13 protein-coding genes are annotated in these 14,972 nt (G+C 41.7%); 7 read left to right on the top strand and 6 right to left on the bottom strand.

The window, feature by feature from the left end:
- Positions 1 to 57: 57 nt before the first annotated feature.
- Positions 58 to 666, top strand: coding sequence for a superoxide dismutase (locus AC13CC_RS07505; protein WP_326280324.1), 609 nt, complete (start codon positions 58 to 60; stop codon positions 664 to 666).
- Between the two features lie 655 nt (positions 667 to 1,321).
- Here the strand turns inward: AC13CC_RS07505 and AC13CC_RS07500 are convergent.
- From AC13CC_RS07500 to purN, 4 genes are all read right to left on the bottom strand, one after another.
- On the bottom strand, positions 1,322 to 3,220 hold the full coding sequence (locus tag AC13CC_RS07500; protein ID WP_326279655.1) for an amidophosphoribosyltransferase: 1,899 nt from the start codon (positions 3,218 to 3,220) through the stop codon (positions 1,322 to 1,324).
- A 44-nt stretch (positions 3,221 to 3,264) separates the two neighbouring features.
- Positions 3,265 to 4,191, bottom strand: a complete 927-nt coding sequence (locus AC13CC_RS07495; RefSeq protein WP_482876054.1) for a PfkB family carbohydrate kinase — start codon at positions 4,189 to 4,191, stop codon at positions 3,265 to 3,267.
- Positions 4,192 to 4,428: 237 nt separating this feature from the next.
- The gene (locus AC13CC_RS07490) at positions 4,429 to 5,064 is read right to left on the bottom strand and encodes a ribonuclease H1 domain-containing protein (RefSeq protein WP_482876053.1); all 636 of its coding nucleotides are present in this window, start codon (positions 5,062 to 5,064) and stop codon (positions 4,429 to 4,431) included.
- Positions 5,065 to 5,628, bottom strand: coding sequence for a phosphoribosylglycinamide formyltransferase (gene purN / locus AC13CC_RS07485; RefSeq protein WP_326279649.1), 564 nt, complete (start codon positions 5,626 to 5,628; stop codon positions 5,065 to 5,067).
- 162 nt (positions 5,629 to 5,790) lie between these two features.
- On the opposite strand from purN, the gene AC13CC_RS07480 reads away from it, so the two are divergent.
- The 5 genes from AC13CC_RS07480 to pyk all read left to right on the top strand — a co-directional run bounded on the left by AC13CC_RS07480 (position 5,791) and on the right by pyk (position 10,149).
- Positions 5,791 to 6,024: an acyl carrier protein gene (locus tag AC13CC_RS07480; protein ID WP_009778413.1), complete on the top strand. Its 234-nt coding sequence runs from the start codon at positions 5,791 to 5,793 to the stop codon at positions 6,022 to 6,024.
- Between the two features lie 102 nt (positions 6,025 to 6,126).
- Positions 6,127 to 7,377: a beta-ketoacyl-ACP synthase II gene (gene fabF / locus AC13CC_RS07475; RefSeq protein WP_326279611.1), complete on the top strand. Its 1,251-nt coding sequence runs from the start codon at positions 6,127 to 6,129 to the stop codon at positions 7,375 to 7,377.
- 9 nt (positions 7,378 to 7,386) lie between these two features.
- Positions 7,387 to 8,124 (top strand): ribonuclease III, encoded by a 738-nt coding sequence (gene rnc, locus AC13CC_RS07470; RefSeq protein ID WP_326279609.1) that lies wholly within the window; start codon positions 7,387 to 7,389, stop codon positions 8,122 to 8,124.
- 106 nt (positions 8,125 to 8,230) lie between these two features.
- Positions 8,231 to 8,704: an IPExxxVDY family protein gene (locus AC13CC_RS07465; protein WP_326279608.1), complete on the top strand. Its 474-nt coding sequence runs from the start codon at positions 8,231 to 8,233 to the stop codon at positions 8,702 to 8,704.
- A gap of 2 nt (positions 8,705 to 8,706) precedes the next feature.
- Entirely contained in the window at positions 8,707 to 10,149 is a 1,443-nt protein-coding gene (gene pyk / locus AC13CC_RS07460) for a pyruvate kinase (RefSeq protein WP_326279606.1), read from the top strand.
- A gap of 66 nt (positions 10,150 to 10,215) precedes the next feature.
- On the opposite strand, the gene AC13CC_RS07455 is transcribed toward pyk, so the two are convergent.
- Complete coding sequence (locus tag AC13CC_RS07455; RefSeq protein WP_326279604.1) at positions 10,216 to 10,794, bottom strand: TetR/AcrR family transcriptional regulator; 579 nt, start codon at positions 10,792 to 10,794, stop codon at positions 10,216 to 10,218.
- A gap of 225 nt (positions 10,795 to 11,019) precedes the next feature.
- Between AC13CC_RS07455 and AC13CC_RS07450 the strand changes: the two genes are divergently transcribed.
- Positions 11,020 to 13,800, top strand: coding sequence for a M16 family metallopeptidase (locus tag AC13CC_RS07450; RefSeq protein WP_482876049.1), 2,781 nt, complete (start codon positions 11,020 to 11,022; stop codon positions 13,798 to 13,800).
- A gap of 67 nt (positions 13,801 to 13,867) precedes the next feature.
- On the opposite strand, the gene dinB is transcribed toward AC13CC_RS07450, so the two are convergent.
- Entirely contained in the window at positions 13,868 to 14,968 is a 1,101-nt protein-coding gene (gene dinB, locus AC13CC_RS07445) for a DNA polymerase IV (RefSeq protein WP_482876048.1), read from the bottom strand.
- Positions 14,969 to 14,972: the final 4 nt, after the last annotated feature.

The raw sequence follows: 14,972 nt of genomic DNA, 5'->3' as shown, positions 1-14,972 counted from the left end.
TAAATGTTAAAACTTGTATTTTTACGTGAATAAAGTAATAACCTAAAAAAAATAATTATGGCTTTTGAATTACCTAAATTACCGTATGCATACGATGCATTGGAACCTCATATAGATGCTAGGACCATGGAAATCCACCATACCAAACACCACAATGGCTACACCACTAAATTGAACGGAGCCATTGAAGGAACAGATTTGGCGGGAAAGGGAATCGTGGATATCCTTTCTGGTTTGGACATGTCCAATGCCGCTGTTAGAAACAACGGAGGCGGATTTTTTAACCACAGCCTTTTTTGGGAAGTAATGTCGCCAAACGGAGGCGGAAAACCTTCAGGGGAATTGGCTTCTGCAATTGACGAGGCTTTTGGTTCTTTTGATGCTTTCAAAGAAAAATTTTCCACTGCCGCCGCTACCCAATTTGGATCAGGTTGGGCATGGTTGTGCGTACACAAAGGAGGAAAAGTGGAAGTTTGTTCCACTCCTAACCAAGATAACCCGATTATGCCCGGTGTAGGTTGTGGTGGTTACCCGATTTTGGGATTGGATGTATGGGAACATGCATATTATTTGCATTATCAAAACTTGAGACCAGATTATATTTCAGCATTTTTTAATGTAATCAATTGGGAAAAAGTTTCTGAGAATTACGCGGCTAGCAAATAAGAATTAGCTCATTATTAAATAAAAAAGCCGTGCACTTGGTGCACGGCTTTTTTTGTTTCTGCTTCTATAAAATAGAAAAGGGTGAGGAAGTCCTCACCCTTTTCGTCCCAAATCTTACCATAAACTTAACCTACTTATGCTATGGCGAGACTAAAATACTGGTATTGTGAGAAATAACAAAGGGTTTTAAAAAATATTTTGTTTTTATGAAGAAAAAGAAATTGTGCAGTTCATCGATAAAATTGTTAAAACCTTGGCAGTCAAACATAAAGAAGCCGGAGCATGCTCCGGCTTCTTTCCCCAAATCTTACCATGAACTTAACCTACTTATGCTATGGTGATTCAAAAGTAAGCCAAGTGATGTTTTTGTGCCCAAGCTTTTAGATGAAACTCCCTTAAATGCGTTGAAGTGTACAACACGGCCTGATTATTGATAAATGTCAAGAAAATTAAGGGGGGTGAAAGGTTTACGAGTATACAGAAAATAAAAAAGGTGGAATAGCTTCCACCTTTTTTGCCCCAAATCTTACCATGAACTTAACCTACTTATGCTATGGCAGACACTAAAGTAGGATTGCAGATTTGCCATTGTATAAAAACCCGCTGTTCTACTAGTTTCATCGATGAACTGCACTTTTGCCTTTTTCTCGATTACTTAATAAGCCCTTTCGTTCTTGCCCTCGAAAAAGTTGACAAAAGCCTTGTTGACCACCCTGTTGCCTCCGGGAGTTGGATAATTGCCCGTAAAATACCAATCGCCAAGATTTTTGGGGCAAGCACTGTGCAGGCCTTCAATGGTCTGATAGATGATCTCCACTTCTGCGTTGATGCCTTCGGGGCTTAAAATCTCACCAATTTTCTTGGAAATCTGCTTGGAAGAGAACGGGGCATAGAACTCCTGTACATAGTTTACCGCATTTTTATTTGAGGGATTGGTCTGTGTGAGACATTTTTCATAAATCTCCTTTATTTTATGAGTGGTACCGTGCTCTTCATGTAAGGCCAATGCCGCTCTAAATGCTACAAAATCTTCCAATCGGGCCATATCAATACCGTAACAATCCGGATAACGTATTTGCGGAGCGGAGGACACCACCACTATTTTCTTTGGGGATAAGCGATCCAAGATTTTGAGGATACTTCGCTTTAAGGTAGTTCCACGAACAATACTGTCATCTATGATAACCAAATTGTCCGTAGGTTTTACCGAACCGTAAGAAATGTCGTAAACGTGTGTCACCAAATCATCCCTGCTGCTATCTTGGGTGATAAAGGTTCTGAGCTTCGCATCTTTAATGGCCACTTTTTCTATTCGTGGTCTAATGTTCAATATTTTATGAAGCTCTTCCCCGGTCATTTTTGATCCCAAGGCCAAAATCTGTTCTTCCTTTTTCTTGTTGAGGTAGTTCTGGGCCTCTTTTACCATTCCAAAGAAAGACGTTTCTGCTGTGTTTGGGATATACGAGAAAACCGTATTCTCCAAATCGTTGTCTATGGACTTCAATATTTCAGGGAATACCAGTTTCCCCAATTTTTTTCTTTCTTGATAGATTTCCTTGTCGCTGCCACGGGAGAAATAGATGCGCTCAAAAGAACAGGCCTTACGCTCGGTAGGCTCCAAAATTTGTTTGAGTGCCATGGAACCATTTTTTTTAATAATAATGGCATGTCCGGGGTCCAGTTCTTTTACATCATCAAAATTAATGTTGAAGACCGTTTGTATTACCGGACGTTCCGAAGCCACGACCACAACTTCATCATCTTGGTAGTAATAAGCTGGGCGTATTCCAGCAGGGTCTCTCATTACAAAGGCATCACCATGGCCAATAAGTCCGCTCATGGCATACCCGCCATCCCAATTTTTTGAGGCTTTCCTCAATATCTTGCCTACGTTCAAACGTTCTGCAATCAATGCAGATGCTTCTCTTTTGGTATATCCTTCTTTCTTGATCTGTTTGTAGAGCTTGGCCACGGCATCATCCAAAAAGTGACCGATTTTTTCCATTACCGTAACGGTATCGGCTTTTTCCTTGGGGTGCTGCCCCAGCTCCACCAAGTTTTGGAAGAGTTCATCAACATTCGTCATGTTAAAGTTTCCGGCAACAATAAGGTTGCGGTGCATCCAGTTGTTCTGCCTTAAAAATGGGTGTACGCTCTCAATACTGTTTTTTCCGAAGGTGCCGTAGCGAACGTGCCCCATCAAAAGTTCACCAATGTAGGGAATGTTCTTTTTTTGCCAAGCCACATCGTCTTCACGATCAGGATGCTCGGTCAACGCGGTATTGATACGGCTGTTGATTTGGGCAAAAATATCCTGAATGGGCTGCTGTTGGGCCGATCGTACGCGGCTCATGTACCTTTCCCCGGGCTCCATGTCCATTTTAATGCTGGCAAAACCGGCACCATCCTGTCCGCGGTTGTGCTGTTTCTCCATCATCAGGTACATTTTGTTCACACCGTAAAAAGCGGTGCCGTACTTTTCTTTGTAGTACTCCAGAGGTTTAAGCAAACGGATCAACGATATTCCGCATTCGTGCTTAATGGGATCACTCATAACAAACCAAATAAAAAAGCCCCGAAATTTTTCAGGGCGAACATTTATGTTAATTCAATATTGAACTGTGTCAATTCTTTAAACTGTGTCAAACGGGCGTCAACCTCGCTCTTTTTTAAATCCACCATCCGTTCGGTGCCAAATTTTTCCACACAAAAGGAGGCCAAATTGGATCCATGGATAATGGCATTCTTCATACTTTCAAAAGAAATGTTCTCCGCCTCGGTCAAATACCCTGCAAAACCGCCGGCAAAGGTGTCTCCCGCTCCAGTGGGGTCAAAAACCTCTTCCAAAGGAAGAGCAGGGGCAAAGAAAATATTTTCTTTATGGAACAAAAGCGCTCCGTGCTCCCCTTTTTTGATCACCACATATTTTGGGCCCATTTCCTGAATCTTTGCCGCAGCCTTGACCAAGGAATATTCGTTGGTCATTTGCCTTGCCTCTTCATCGTTTATGGCAATGACATCGATTTTGGCAATGACCGCCATCAATTCGTCCCAGGTATTGTCCATCCAAAAATTCATGGTATCCAAAACTATGAGTTTTGGTCGTTTTTCCATCTGATTAATTACACTCAACTGGATATTTGGGTGAAGATTGCCCAACATCACAATATCTGCATCGGTGTAATCACTTGGTACAATTGGATTAAAGTCGGCCAGGGTGTTAAGTTCGGTGGCCAAAGTGTCTCGTGAATTAAGGTCGTTATGATACTTTCCTTCCCAAAAAAAGGTTTTGCCGCCCTTTACCACCTCGACCCCGGATAGGTCGATGTCCCTATTTTTTAAAATATCCATGTAAGTTTGTGGAAAATCATCTCCCACTACGGATACAATCGCGGAGTCTATTTTAAATTGTGAAGCTGCCAAACCGATAAAGGTGCCTGCCCCCCCAAAAATTCTTCCTGTTTTCCCGAACGGTGTTTCAATGGCATCAAAAGCCAAGGTTCCCACGATCAGTAATTTGCCCATTCCCTAATTTTTGCTGCAAATATACGCTTTGATATTCCATTTGGAATCATTGGCAAAGGATTTAAGAAAAAGAGTGGAACAAGCTCAAGTTCAAGTGCAAGCATCAAGTTCAAGAGCAAACCTATTCGTGATGATTCGTGAAATTAGTGTCAAAAGGGAAGATAGAACAGAGAAAAAAGAACAGAAAGACAAGTACAAGCATCAAGTTCAAAGGAGGATGTGTATAGTGTCTCACAGCTACTTTCTTCCAAAATCGGCCGGAATTTCGCCCCAGGCCTTGGTTTCCCATTTTACGATCGGAGTGTTGAACCGGTTCTTTTTGAGCCATTCCTCGGCCCTTTCTATCAGCTCAAAAAGTTGGGAGTTCTTGGCTGTTTTTTTCAGCTTGGTGCCACACTTTTTCTTTCGCACCCATCCTATTGCTATTCTGGAATCGGAATAAAGGATGCGGTCGCTTTTTTGTTGTTTTAAAAAGGCAAGACCATGCACCAATGCCAAAAATTCCCCTACGTTGCTGGTTCCTTGCTCAAAAGGCCCTTGATGAAAAAGAACCCGTTTACTTTTGGTGTCCACACCGCGATATTCCATTTTTCCCGGGTTGCCGCTCGATGCTGCGTCCACGGCAATGGAGTTGTAGTTGGGGTCGCCGATTTTTAGCAGCTCTTCCTGACTAAGTTCTTTTTTGCCCTTGGATTTGCCTTTATACTCTAAATAATTGCTGTTGAAGGCCTTTTTGGCTTCTTCAAAAGTGGTGAACGATTTGTACTGAGCCCCCTTTACGCCATCAATTTGGACTTTGCAATCGGCCCAGGACTCAAAAATGCCGGGATGCTTGCCCTTCCAGACTACATAAAACTTTTTCTTCTTGGCCATTTAGGATAAAACTTTTTCAATCACTTTAGGAAAATGCTGGTATTCCAATTGGTGTACTTTTTGGGCAATAGCTTCTGCATTATCCGAAGGTTCCACTGTGGTTTTAGCTTGAAAGATAATGGCGCCCTCATCATAATTTTCATTTACATAATGTATGGTAATGCCCGTTTCGGTTTCGTTGTTTTCCTTTACGGCTTGGTGCACTCTTTCCCCATACATGCCTTTTCCACCGTATTTGGGCAACAAGGCAGGGTGAATGTTAATAATTTTATTGGGGAAGGCATTAATAAGGTTTGATGGAATCTTCCAAAGAAAACCGGCAAGCACAATTAAATCTGTATTAAGTCCTTGTAAAATATTTAAGACCGCATCAGAATCTTTAAAGGCGGGTTTATTAAAGTAAAAGGCGGGAACCCCAAGACGGTCGCAACGTTCAAGAACCTTGGCCGAGCTCTTATTGGTGAGCACCGCAGCTACGGTCACTTCTGGTTTTTCACGAAAAAAGGAAATAATATTTTCTGCATTCGATCCGCTGCCCGATGCAAAGATTACAATTCGTTTCATTCGTTAGGAATTGATATGATTTTGGACTAAATTACGTCGGCTAAAGTAAGGTACAGTAATTTAAGATGTTTAATTTGGAGCACATTTTATCGACAAATGGTGTATTTAATCCAAAGTTTTATATTTTTGCCAACGATTTAAATTTTTAAAACCACAATAATTATGTCAGACATTGCATCAAGAGTAAAGGCTATCATCGTTGATAAACTAGGTGTAGATGAAAATGAAGTAGTTGCAGAAGCTAGCTTTACCAACGACTTAGGAGCGGATTCCTTGGACACTGTTGAACTTATCATGGAGTTTGAGAAAGAATTTGATATTCAAATACCAGATGACCAAGCAGAGAACATTGCCACTGTTGGTCAGGCCATTAGCTACATCGAAGAAGCTAAGTAATTATATGATATATCGCTGAAGATTTTAAATTATCCATGTGGTGGTTATCACATGGATAATTTTTTTTATAATTTAGGTCTAAAGGGTAAAAAAAATAGTTCAATGCAGTTAAAGCGAGTTGTGGTTACCGGAATGGGAGCGCTAACGCCCATAGGTAACAATTTGGAAGCTTATTGGGAAGGACTACGGACCGGTAAGAGCGGTTCTGCCCCCATTACTTATTTCGATACCGAAAAATTTAAAACAAAGTTTGCTTGCGAGCTTAAGGGGTATGATCCTTCAGATTATTTTGATCGGAAGGAAGCCAGGAAACTGGATAAGTTTGCCCAATATGCCCTGGTGTCCTCGGATGAGGCCATAGCAGACTCTGGAATCGACTTGAACGTTGTGGACAAGTTTAGGGTAGGCGTTGTGTGGGGAGCGGGAATAGGCGGATTGGAAACTTTCCAAAATGAGGTGATTAATTTCGCCGAGGGCGATGGCACACCACGTTTCAATCCATTCTTTATCCCAAAAATGATTGCCGATATAGCACCGGGAAATATTTCCATCAAACATGGATTCATGGGACCCAACTATACAACGGTTTCTGCATGTGCCTCTTCCGCCAATGCCATGATCGATGCCCTCAACTATATTCGTTTGGGTCACTGTGATGTTATTGTGACCGGAGGTAGTGAAGCTGCCGTTACCCTTGCAGGTATGGGCGGGTTTAACGCCATGCACGCACTTTCCACTAGAAACGAAAGCCCAGAAACAGCCTCCAGGCCATTCGACGCTACACGCGATGGATTTGTGTTGGGAGAAGGTGGAGGAGCGCTTATACTGGAAGAATATGAGCATGCCAAAGCTAGAGGGGCAAAAATATATGCAGAAGTATTGGGTGGAGGACTCTCCAGCGATGCTTACCACATGACCGCACCACATCCAGAGGGGATAGGAGTGGTAAAAGTGATGGAAAACTGCTTAATGAACGCCGGACTTAAACCGGAAGACGTTGATACCATCAATACGCACGGAACTTCTACACCACTTGGAGATGTTGCCGAATTGAAAGCTATATCCAAAGTGTTTGGAGACCATGCCAAAGAGATCAACATTAACTCCACCAAGTCCATGACCGGACATTTGTTGGGTGCAGCGGGAGCCATTGAGGCCATTGCATCCATTTTGGCAATGGAAAACAATTTGGTTCCACCTACCATTAACCATAGCGTTGTGGATGATCAAATAGACCCTTCGCTCAACTTGACCTTGAACAAGGCCCAAGAACGAGAGGTAAAGGTTGCCATGAGCAATACATTTGGCTTTGGAGGACACAATGCTTGTGTGTTATTCAAAAAAATAGGGTAGTTTTGTAACATGAAACTTACTTCCAAAATATTCAATTCCCATCCAAACGCGGATGGGGATTTTTTTTTGGGAATCAAAAGAATTCTTGGATTTAAGCCCAAGAACATAGAGATTTACAAGACTGCGTTCCTTCATCGTTCCATGAACCAAAAGGACGGCAATGGAAATCCTGTCAACTATGAACGTTTGGAGTTTTTGGGAGACTCCATGTTGGGTACCATCATTTCAAAATATTTGTACAACGAAGTACCCGAGGGCGATGAGGGCTATCTCACAAAAATGCGATCCAAAGTAGTGAGCCGAAAGCACCTGAACGAATTAGGAAAAGACCTGGGACTATTAAAATTTGTGGAAAGCAGGATTCCCAAAGCGCATTTTGGCGAAAATATCCATGGGAATGTTTTTGAAGCACTGATAGGGGCCATATATTTGGACAAAGGATACAATTACTGCGAAAAATTTATTGATGAAAGGGTGATAGAGCCTTATGTGGATATTGAGCAGCTCGAAGGCAAGGTAATCAGTTACAAGAGTTTGGTGATCGAGTGGTGCCAAAAAGAAAAGAAACCCTTTAATTACAATGTGTACGAGGATACAGGTAACGATGAGCTCAAACACTTTGCCGTAAAACTTACCATTGGGGATAGAATGTTGGCAAAAGCTAGGGCCACATCCAAGAAAAAGGCAGAAGAAAAGGCATCCAAACGAGCCTATTTTGCATTGCAGAGCAAGATAGAGAACCAGTAATTTTAAATAAAGGTAAACTCAAACGTTTTCGCTCGTTTTTGTAAGTGTATTGTTTTGTATTAACTAGGCATTCATTAGGATTAAGCCTATATTTACCGTTCGTGTTATGGGCATGTTAACAACGCACAAGATATCAGCTGATCTATATGATGACAGTTTTTCGCTCATCGCCATACACTGTGATTTGGAAGATTATGCCATTACCTATGCCATAAATTCCACCTGTGGGCTATATTTGAAACGGATGAAAAAAGACCTTCATCTCAATGAAAATATGTCTTTCTCCATATTCGATTGGGACGATGAAATGAACGATGTGTATTGGACACTGATTTCGAACAAGTGCGAAATTGAAGAAGTGATGCCTTCGGAGGGTTTGTTTGGGAACAACATTTCAAGAAGAACAGATTATTTGGTGAAAGAGCGGAAAGATGTGGATTATTTTCTAAAAGTTGATGCAGCAGATGAAGAAATCTTTTTTTCGGAAAAATTAAAATCAATCAACCAAATAACCAAGGTGATAACAGCGTATCCATTAGAAACACAAAACTTAAAATCAAAAAGAAATTTAATCTTTTAACAATGCCAACTAGAAAGAAGACTAAAATTGTAGCAACCCTTGGCCCTGCCACCAGTAAAAAGGAGACCCTAAGGGAAATGATCCTGGCAGGAGTGGATGTTTTTAGAATTAACTTTTCCCACGCCGCCTACGAAGATGTTGCTGAGCGAATTAAAATGATAAGGGAACTTAATGAGGAGTTGGAAATCAACACCGCCATACTTGCCGACCTACAAGGGCCCAAACTAAGAGTGGGGGTAATGGGCGGAGAAGTAATTGTTTCCCCCGGTGATGAAGTAACTTTTGCAACAGGTGAGCCTTTTGAAGGAACAGCCGAAAGGGTTTACATGAACTACAAAAGCTTTCCAAAGGATGTAAAAGCGGGAGAGCGTATTCTATTGGATGATGGCAAACTTATTTTTGAAGTAAAGTCTACCAATGGAGAGGATGAAGTCGTAGCAACGGTAATACAAGGGGGACCATTAAAATCCAAGAAAGGAGTAAACCTGCCCAATACAGATATTTCTTTGCCAGCCCTAACAAAGAAAGACATTAAAGATGCCATTTTTGCAATAAGTCAAGATGTGGACTGGATGGCTTTGTCCTTTGTGAGACACGCTCAAGACATATACGACCTTCATAACTTGATCAAGGAACACACCGAACACAAAATCCCGGTTATTTCTAAAATAGAAAAACCTGAAGCCCTTGAAAATATAGAGGAGATTGTGAAGGCTTCCGATGGACTTATGGTCGCACGTGGGGATTTAGGTGTGGAAATTCCGGCACAGGAAGTTCCATTGATTCAGAAACAATTGGTACTAAGTGCCAAAAAAGGAAGAATACCGGTAATAATTGCCACCCAGATGATGGAAACCATGATTACCAGTTTAACACCAACTCGTGCGGAAGTGAACGATGTGGCCAACTCGGTAATGGACGGTGCCGATGCCGTAATGCTTTCTGGTGAAACATCGGTAGGGAACTATCCGGTTCAGGTTATTGAGAAAATGGCAAGTATAGTAACCAGTGTGGAAGGCTCTAGCTTGATCAAAGTACCCCAGAATCCACCTCACATTCGTACCAATAGATACATTACAAAATCTGTTTGCTACCATGCAGCACTGATGGCCAACGAAATTTCGGCCAAGGCCATTTCCACATTGACCAATAGCGGGTATACCGCATTCCAAATTTCAGCTTGGAGGCCTGCTGCGCACATTCTTGTTTTTACATCCAACAAAAGGATTTTGACACAGTTGAATCTACTTTGGGGAGTAAAAGCATTTTATTACGACAAATTTGTATCTACCGATCAGACCATTGAGGATGTAAACCAAATAGCTTGTAAAAAAGGATTTTTGGATGTTGGGGATATGCTAGTGAGCCTAGCGGCAATGCCGATCAAAGAAAAAGGTATGGTAAACACCTTGCGTGTAACCGAAATAGAAAACTGTAATTTCTAAATAGTATTGATCAACAAACTTAAGGGTGCGCAGTGGAAACATTGCGCACTACTCTTTTTTTGCAGATTATTTTAAATCCATGTCTGTAATAAGCAAGGGAGCAATGCTTTTGGCCATAAAAATGGGCCAATCGTTTTTGAACAGGTGGCTCTCGGTAACGGCACTTTCGTACAAAAGATAAAGACCGCTCGATATTTTTTCCGTTTCCGCTTTGGATAGATTGGCAATGTTACCTCCGACGACCTCTCCTAAATACAGCAACAATTCCTTTTTTTGTTGTTGAATCACTCCTAAAATAGTGGTTTGATCAGGGGAAAGTTCCCCAAGCGTTTTAATGCCCCAACACCCCTGAAAATTTTCTTCTAGGTACATATCCCTCAAAAGGTCAAAAATGGCCAGCAGTTGGTTTTTACTTTCTGTTCGTTGGTTCACGTAGTCTTTTAAACTGTTCATAAAGGCACCATGCCGCTGTTTAAGGTAAGCAACACAAATATCCTCCTTGGATTTAAAATGGCTGTACAGCGTTGCTTTGGCAATATCACATTTTGATATGATCTCGTTGATGCCTGTTGAATTGTATCCTTGGTAATAAAAAAGATTGCCCGCCGTGGTAATAATATGTTGGTGCAAATCGCTTCGCTGCATAGAAAAGATGTAATGGTTGTTTTAACGGGGATGCTTTTACAAATTAATAAAGAAATTATGTAAACTACAGTTCCACCGTAAAATATTATATGGGTTTAAGTTAGCAATCTTAGCTTTATTAAAAACCTAAACAAATGCTAACTATTTAATATGGAGCTGATTGTGAATATTTTCCTATATTGTATATACAATTTTATCAATCAAATAATTAAAACACTACCTAAAATGAAAAAGTTACTTCTGGCCCTTATTGTTGGCCTACTCTTCGCTCCCATGAACTATGGGCAGGGTTTTCAGTTCAAAGCAGATGATATTGACATCGATTACAAAAAGTACACCTTAAAAAACGGCCTTACACTTTTGGTTTACGAAGACCATAAAGCCCCTATCGCTGCCGTAAATGTGTGGTATCATGTAGGGTCTAAAAATGAAAAACCCGGGAAAAGTGGTTTTGCCCACTTATTTGAGCATTTGATGTTCAATGGAAGCGAAAACTACAACACCGATTATTTCCAAGCGTTGGAAAGTATTGGCGGGACCGACCTAAACGGTACCACCAACACGGATAGGACAAATTACTTTCAAAACGTACCTGTTTCTGCCTTAGATCAAGTGTTGTTTCTGGAATCTGACCGGATGGGACATTTATTGGGGGCCATTGACCAAGAAAAGTTGGATGAACAAAGAGGTGTGGTGCAAAACGAAAAGAGACAAGGGGAAAATCAACCCTACGGCATGCAGTGGGATTATTTGACCAAAGCCATGTATCCAAAAGGGCACCCCTATTCATGGACCGTAATCGGGGAAATGGAAGACCTTAATGCCGCTTCTCTGGAGGATGTCCAGGAATGGTTCAAATCTTACTACGGTGCAGCCAATGCAGTGGTTGCCATAGCTGGTGATGTTGATGCTGAGGAGGTTCATCAAAAAGTAATCAAATATTTTGGAGATATTCCATCTGGCCCGACTGTGGAACGCCAAGAGGTCAATATTCCAAACAAAATATACGATTCCCGTCAGGAATATGAAGACCGTGTTCCTGAGACTAGGGTGCTCTTTGCTTGGAATACACCTCCGTTCGGATTTAAGGAAGACCTTCACTTTGATTTAATTTCCGCCATTCTTACCAGTGGAAAAAACTCAAGATTATATCAAAAATTCATTTATCAAGATCAATCGGCAAGTGCCGCCGTTTCTTTTCAGGCCTCGAGTGAGATAGCGAGTAGATTTATTACGTATTTAAATGTAAAAGAAGGAGAGGATCCCCAAAAACTGGAGCAAGAACTTGAGGCCGAAATCGATAAATTTATTAAAGAGGGTCCAACAGAAGAAGAACTCAAAAGGGTAAAGGCGAATTACTTTGCCAATTTTATCAAAGGTTTGGAGCGTATAGGAGGCTTCGGAGGGGTTTCGGATATCCTGGCATCCAATCAAACCTACCATGGCGATGCATCCTATTATAAAACCAAGTTGAAGTATGTGGAAGAAGCGACCATTGAAGATTTAAAGAAAACCGCGGCCAAATGGCTTACCAAAGGAAAGCACATTTTGGTGTGCAAACCATTTCCGGAATACGATGTCGTAGCGTCTTCAGTGGACAGAAGCAAATTGCCAGAACTGGGAGCGCCAGAAAGCTCAAAATTCCCAGAACTGCAACGCACCCAATTATCCAACGGACTCAATGTGGTTTTGGCCCAGCGCGATGGAGTACCGACCATAGTGATAAACTTGGTGGCCGATGCAGGTTACAAGACCGATCACTTATCCAGCCCCGGAACGGCCAAGTTGGCCATGAATTTGATGGATGAGGGAACCAAAGACAAGGATGCCTTGGAAATCAATGAACAGCTCCAGTTGCTAGGAGCATCTTTGAACACGTTTTCCAGCCAAGATGAATCAAACGTATACATGAGCACATTAAAGCCGAGCTTTGATGCCAGTTTGGATCTATTTATGGATGTTGTGCTCAACCCCGTTTTCCCGCAAAAGGAATTTGAACGGCTTCAAAAAGAGCAGATCAATGATATAAAACAAGAAAAATCACAACCCATCTCCATGGCCTTACGGGTAATGAACAAATACCTTTATGGGGAAGATCATCCGTACAGCAGCCCATATACCGGTACAGGTTACGAGGATACGGTTTCCAAATTGACCAGGGAAGATGTTGTAGCGTTCTACAATACTTGGTTTAAACCCAATAATTCCACCTTAATTGTTACCGGGGATGTGGAGATGAACGAGTTGAAGTCCAAATTGGAAAAAACGCTGGGCAAATGGAAAAAGGGAGATGTGCCCAACATTGTTTTTAACGAGCCAAAGACCAATACAAAAAATACCCTGTACTTGATGAACAGACCAGAGTCGCAGCAATCCGTAATCCTTGCAGGGCATTTAACCGAAAAATACGGGGATGTTTCCGAGATAGCCTTGGAGCAAATGGTAAATATTCTTGGAGGTGATTTTACGTCCCGAATCAATATGAATTTAAGGGAAGATAAACACTGGTCCTACGGAGCCGGAGGTTTTGTGATTGGTTCCAAAGAAGAGCGCCCATTTATTGTGTATGCCCCGGTTCAAACGGATAAAACGGCTGAATCCGTGACCGAGATAAGAAAGGAAATATCCGAATTTACCTCTACACGACCCGCAACCAGTGAAGAACTCGAAAAAGTAAAAACCAATCAGGTGTTGAAATTGCCCGGGCAATGGGAAACCAACAGCTCGGTCAACAGTTCGATCAGGAATTTGGTCCGATATGGTTTACCGGACGATTATTACCAGAAGTATGATCAAAATGTGAGAAATTTATCTGTGGACGATATCATAAAAGTGAGCAATAAAGTGGTACAACCAGAAAAGGTCAATTGGTTTATGGTGGGTGATAGGACTGAAATTATAGACAAATTGGATGAACTAGGTTTTGATAACATCATAGAAATTGATGCCGATGGCAATCCCAAAAAGCCAGCGGTAAAACCCGTGGATACGGATATTAAAAATTAAATTGTAGAGGAGGCTGTCTGAAAGCTTTAGGTTGTCATTTTTTTTGACCTTTTAGACAGCTTCTTTTTTAAAAATCAAATTTGAGCTGAACGAGTACCGACTCCTTTTTCTCACTCTCTTTTTTCTTTTCCGTATTCAGGTTGGCCAAAGAAATGCCCAACAAGCGCACGGAATTTTCTAAAGATGATTGGTACAACAGCTCTTTGGCAGTTTCCAAAATAAGGTCTTTGCTTGCAATAAAATAGGGCAGTGTTTTGCTGCGGGTCTGTAAGGTAAAATCGCTATACTTAATTTTTAGGGTGATTGTTTTGCCCGCTATTTTCGATTTTTGAAGTCTTCTTTCCAGCTCCGAGGCTATATGCCCCAATTTTTCCAGCATAAAGATTTCACTGCTCAGATTTTCAAAAAACGTGCGTTCGGCACCAACCGATTTTGGAATCCGATGGGGCTTTACACTGCTCAAGTGTATTCCCCGTACCACATTGTAGTAATAGCTGCCGCTTTTGCCAAAATGCTTTTCTAAAAACTCCACGGGCTTTTGCTTTAGGTCCAGTCCGGTAAAAATGCCCAAGCGGTACATTTTTTCGGCAGTTACCTTGCCCACACCATAAAACTTTCGGATGTCCAGGTTTTCCAAGAATACAAGGGCTTCCTCGGGGTTTACCGTTTTCTGCCCATTGGGCTTGTTGTAATCGCTGGCAACTTTGGCTATAAACTTGTTTATAGAGATTCCAGCCGAAGCCGTTAATCCTGTTTTGTCAAAGATTTTGTTACGTATTTCTTGCGCGATCAGGGTGGCCGATGGATTTCCTTTTTTGTTCTCGGTAACGTCCAAATAAGCCTCATCCAAAGAGAGGGGTTCCACTAAATCCGTATATTCAAAAAAGATGTTCCTAATTTGCTTTGAAACCTCTTTGTAGCGATCAAAACGGGGTTTTACAAAAATAAGTTCAGGGCAATTTCTTCGGGCAATGGTACCCGCCATGGCACTTCGCACCCCAAACTTTCTGGCTTCATAGCTCGCGGCCGATACCACACCGCGTTTGGAACCTCCACCAACGGCAATGGGTTTCCCTTTTAGTTCCGGGTTGTCGTGCTGTTCTACAGATGCGTAAAAAGCATCCATGTCCACATGAATAATTTTTCTTAACGGAAAATCGAAGTCCATTTTC

The sequence above is a fragment of the Flagellimonas sp. L-11 genome (assembly GCF_056857735.1).
This window is presented reverse-complemented; position numbering and strand designations above follow the sequence as displayed.

Bases quoted from the DNA above. Each gene is read 5' to 3' on its own strand.
- rnc (WP_326279609.1), top strand. From the start codon at position 7,387: ATGAAACTTACTTCCAAAATATTCAATTCCCATCCAAACGCGGATGGG.
- AC13CC_RS07480 (WP_009778413.1), top strand. From the start codon at position 5,791: ATGTCAGACATTGCATCAAGAGTAAAGGCTATCATCGTTGATAAACTA.
- fabF (WP_326279611.1), top strand. From the start codon at position 6,127: ATGCAGTTAAAGCGAGTTGTGGTTACCGGAATGGGAGCGCTAACGCCC.
- AC13CC_RS07495 (WP_482876054.1), bottom strand. From the start codon at position 4,191: ATGGGCAAATTACTGATCGTGGGAACCTTGGCTTTTGATGCCATTGAA.
- purN (WP_326279649.1), bottom strand. From the start codon at position 5,628: ATGAAACGAATTGTAATCTTTGCATCGGGCAGCGGATCGAATGCAGAA.
- AC13CC_RS07450 (WP_482876049.1), top strand. From the start codon at position 11,020: ATGAAAAAGTTACTTCTGGCCCTTATTGTTGGCCTACTCTTCGCTCCC.
- AC13CC_RS07455 (WP_326279604.1), bottom strand. From the start codon at position 10,794: ATGCAGCGAAGCGATTTGCACCAACATATTATTACCACGGCGGGCAAT.
- dinB (WP_482876048.1), bottom strand. From the start codon at position 14,968: ATGGACTTCGATTTTCCGTTAAGAAAAATTATTCATGTGGACATGGAT.
- AC13CC_RS07500 (WP_326279655.1), bottom strand. From the start codon at position 3,220: ATGAGTGATCCCATTAAGCACGAATGCGGAATATCGTTGATCCGTTTG.
- AC13CC_RS07465 (WP_326279608.1), top strand. From the start codon at position 8,231: ATGGGCATGTTAACAACGCACAAGATATCAGCTGATCTATATGATGAC.
- pyk (WP_326279606.1), top strand. From the start codon at position 8,707: ATGCCAACTAGAAAGAAGACTAAAATTGTAGCAACCCTTGGCCCTGCC.
- AC13CC_RS07490 (WP_482876053.1), bottom strand. From the start codon at position 5,064: ATGGCCAAGAAGAAAAAGTTTTATGTAGTCTGGAAGGGCAAGCATCCC.
- AC13CC_RS07505 (WP_326280324.1), top strand. From the start codon at position 58: ATGGCTTTTGAATTACCTAAATTACCGTATGCATACGATGCATTGGAA.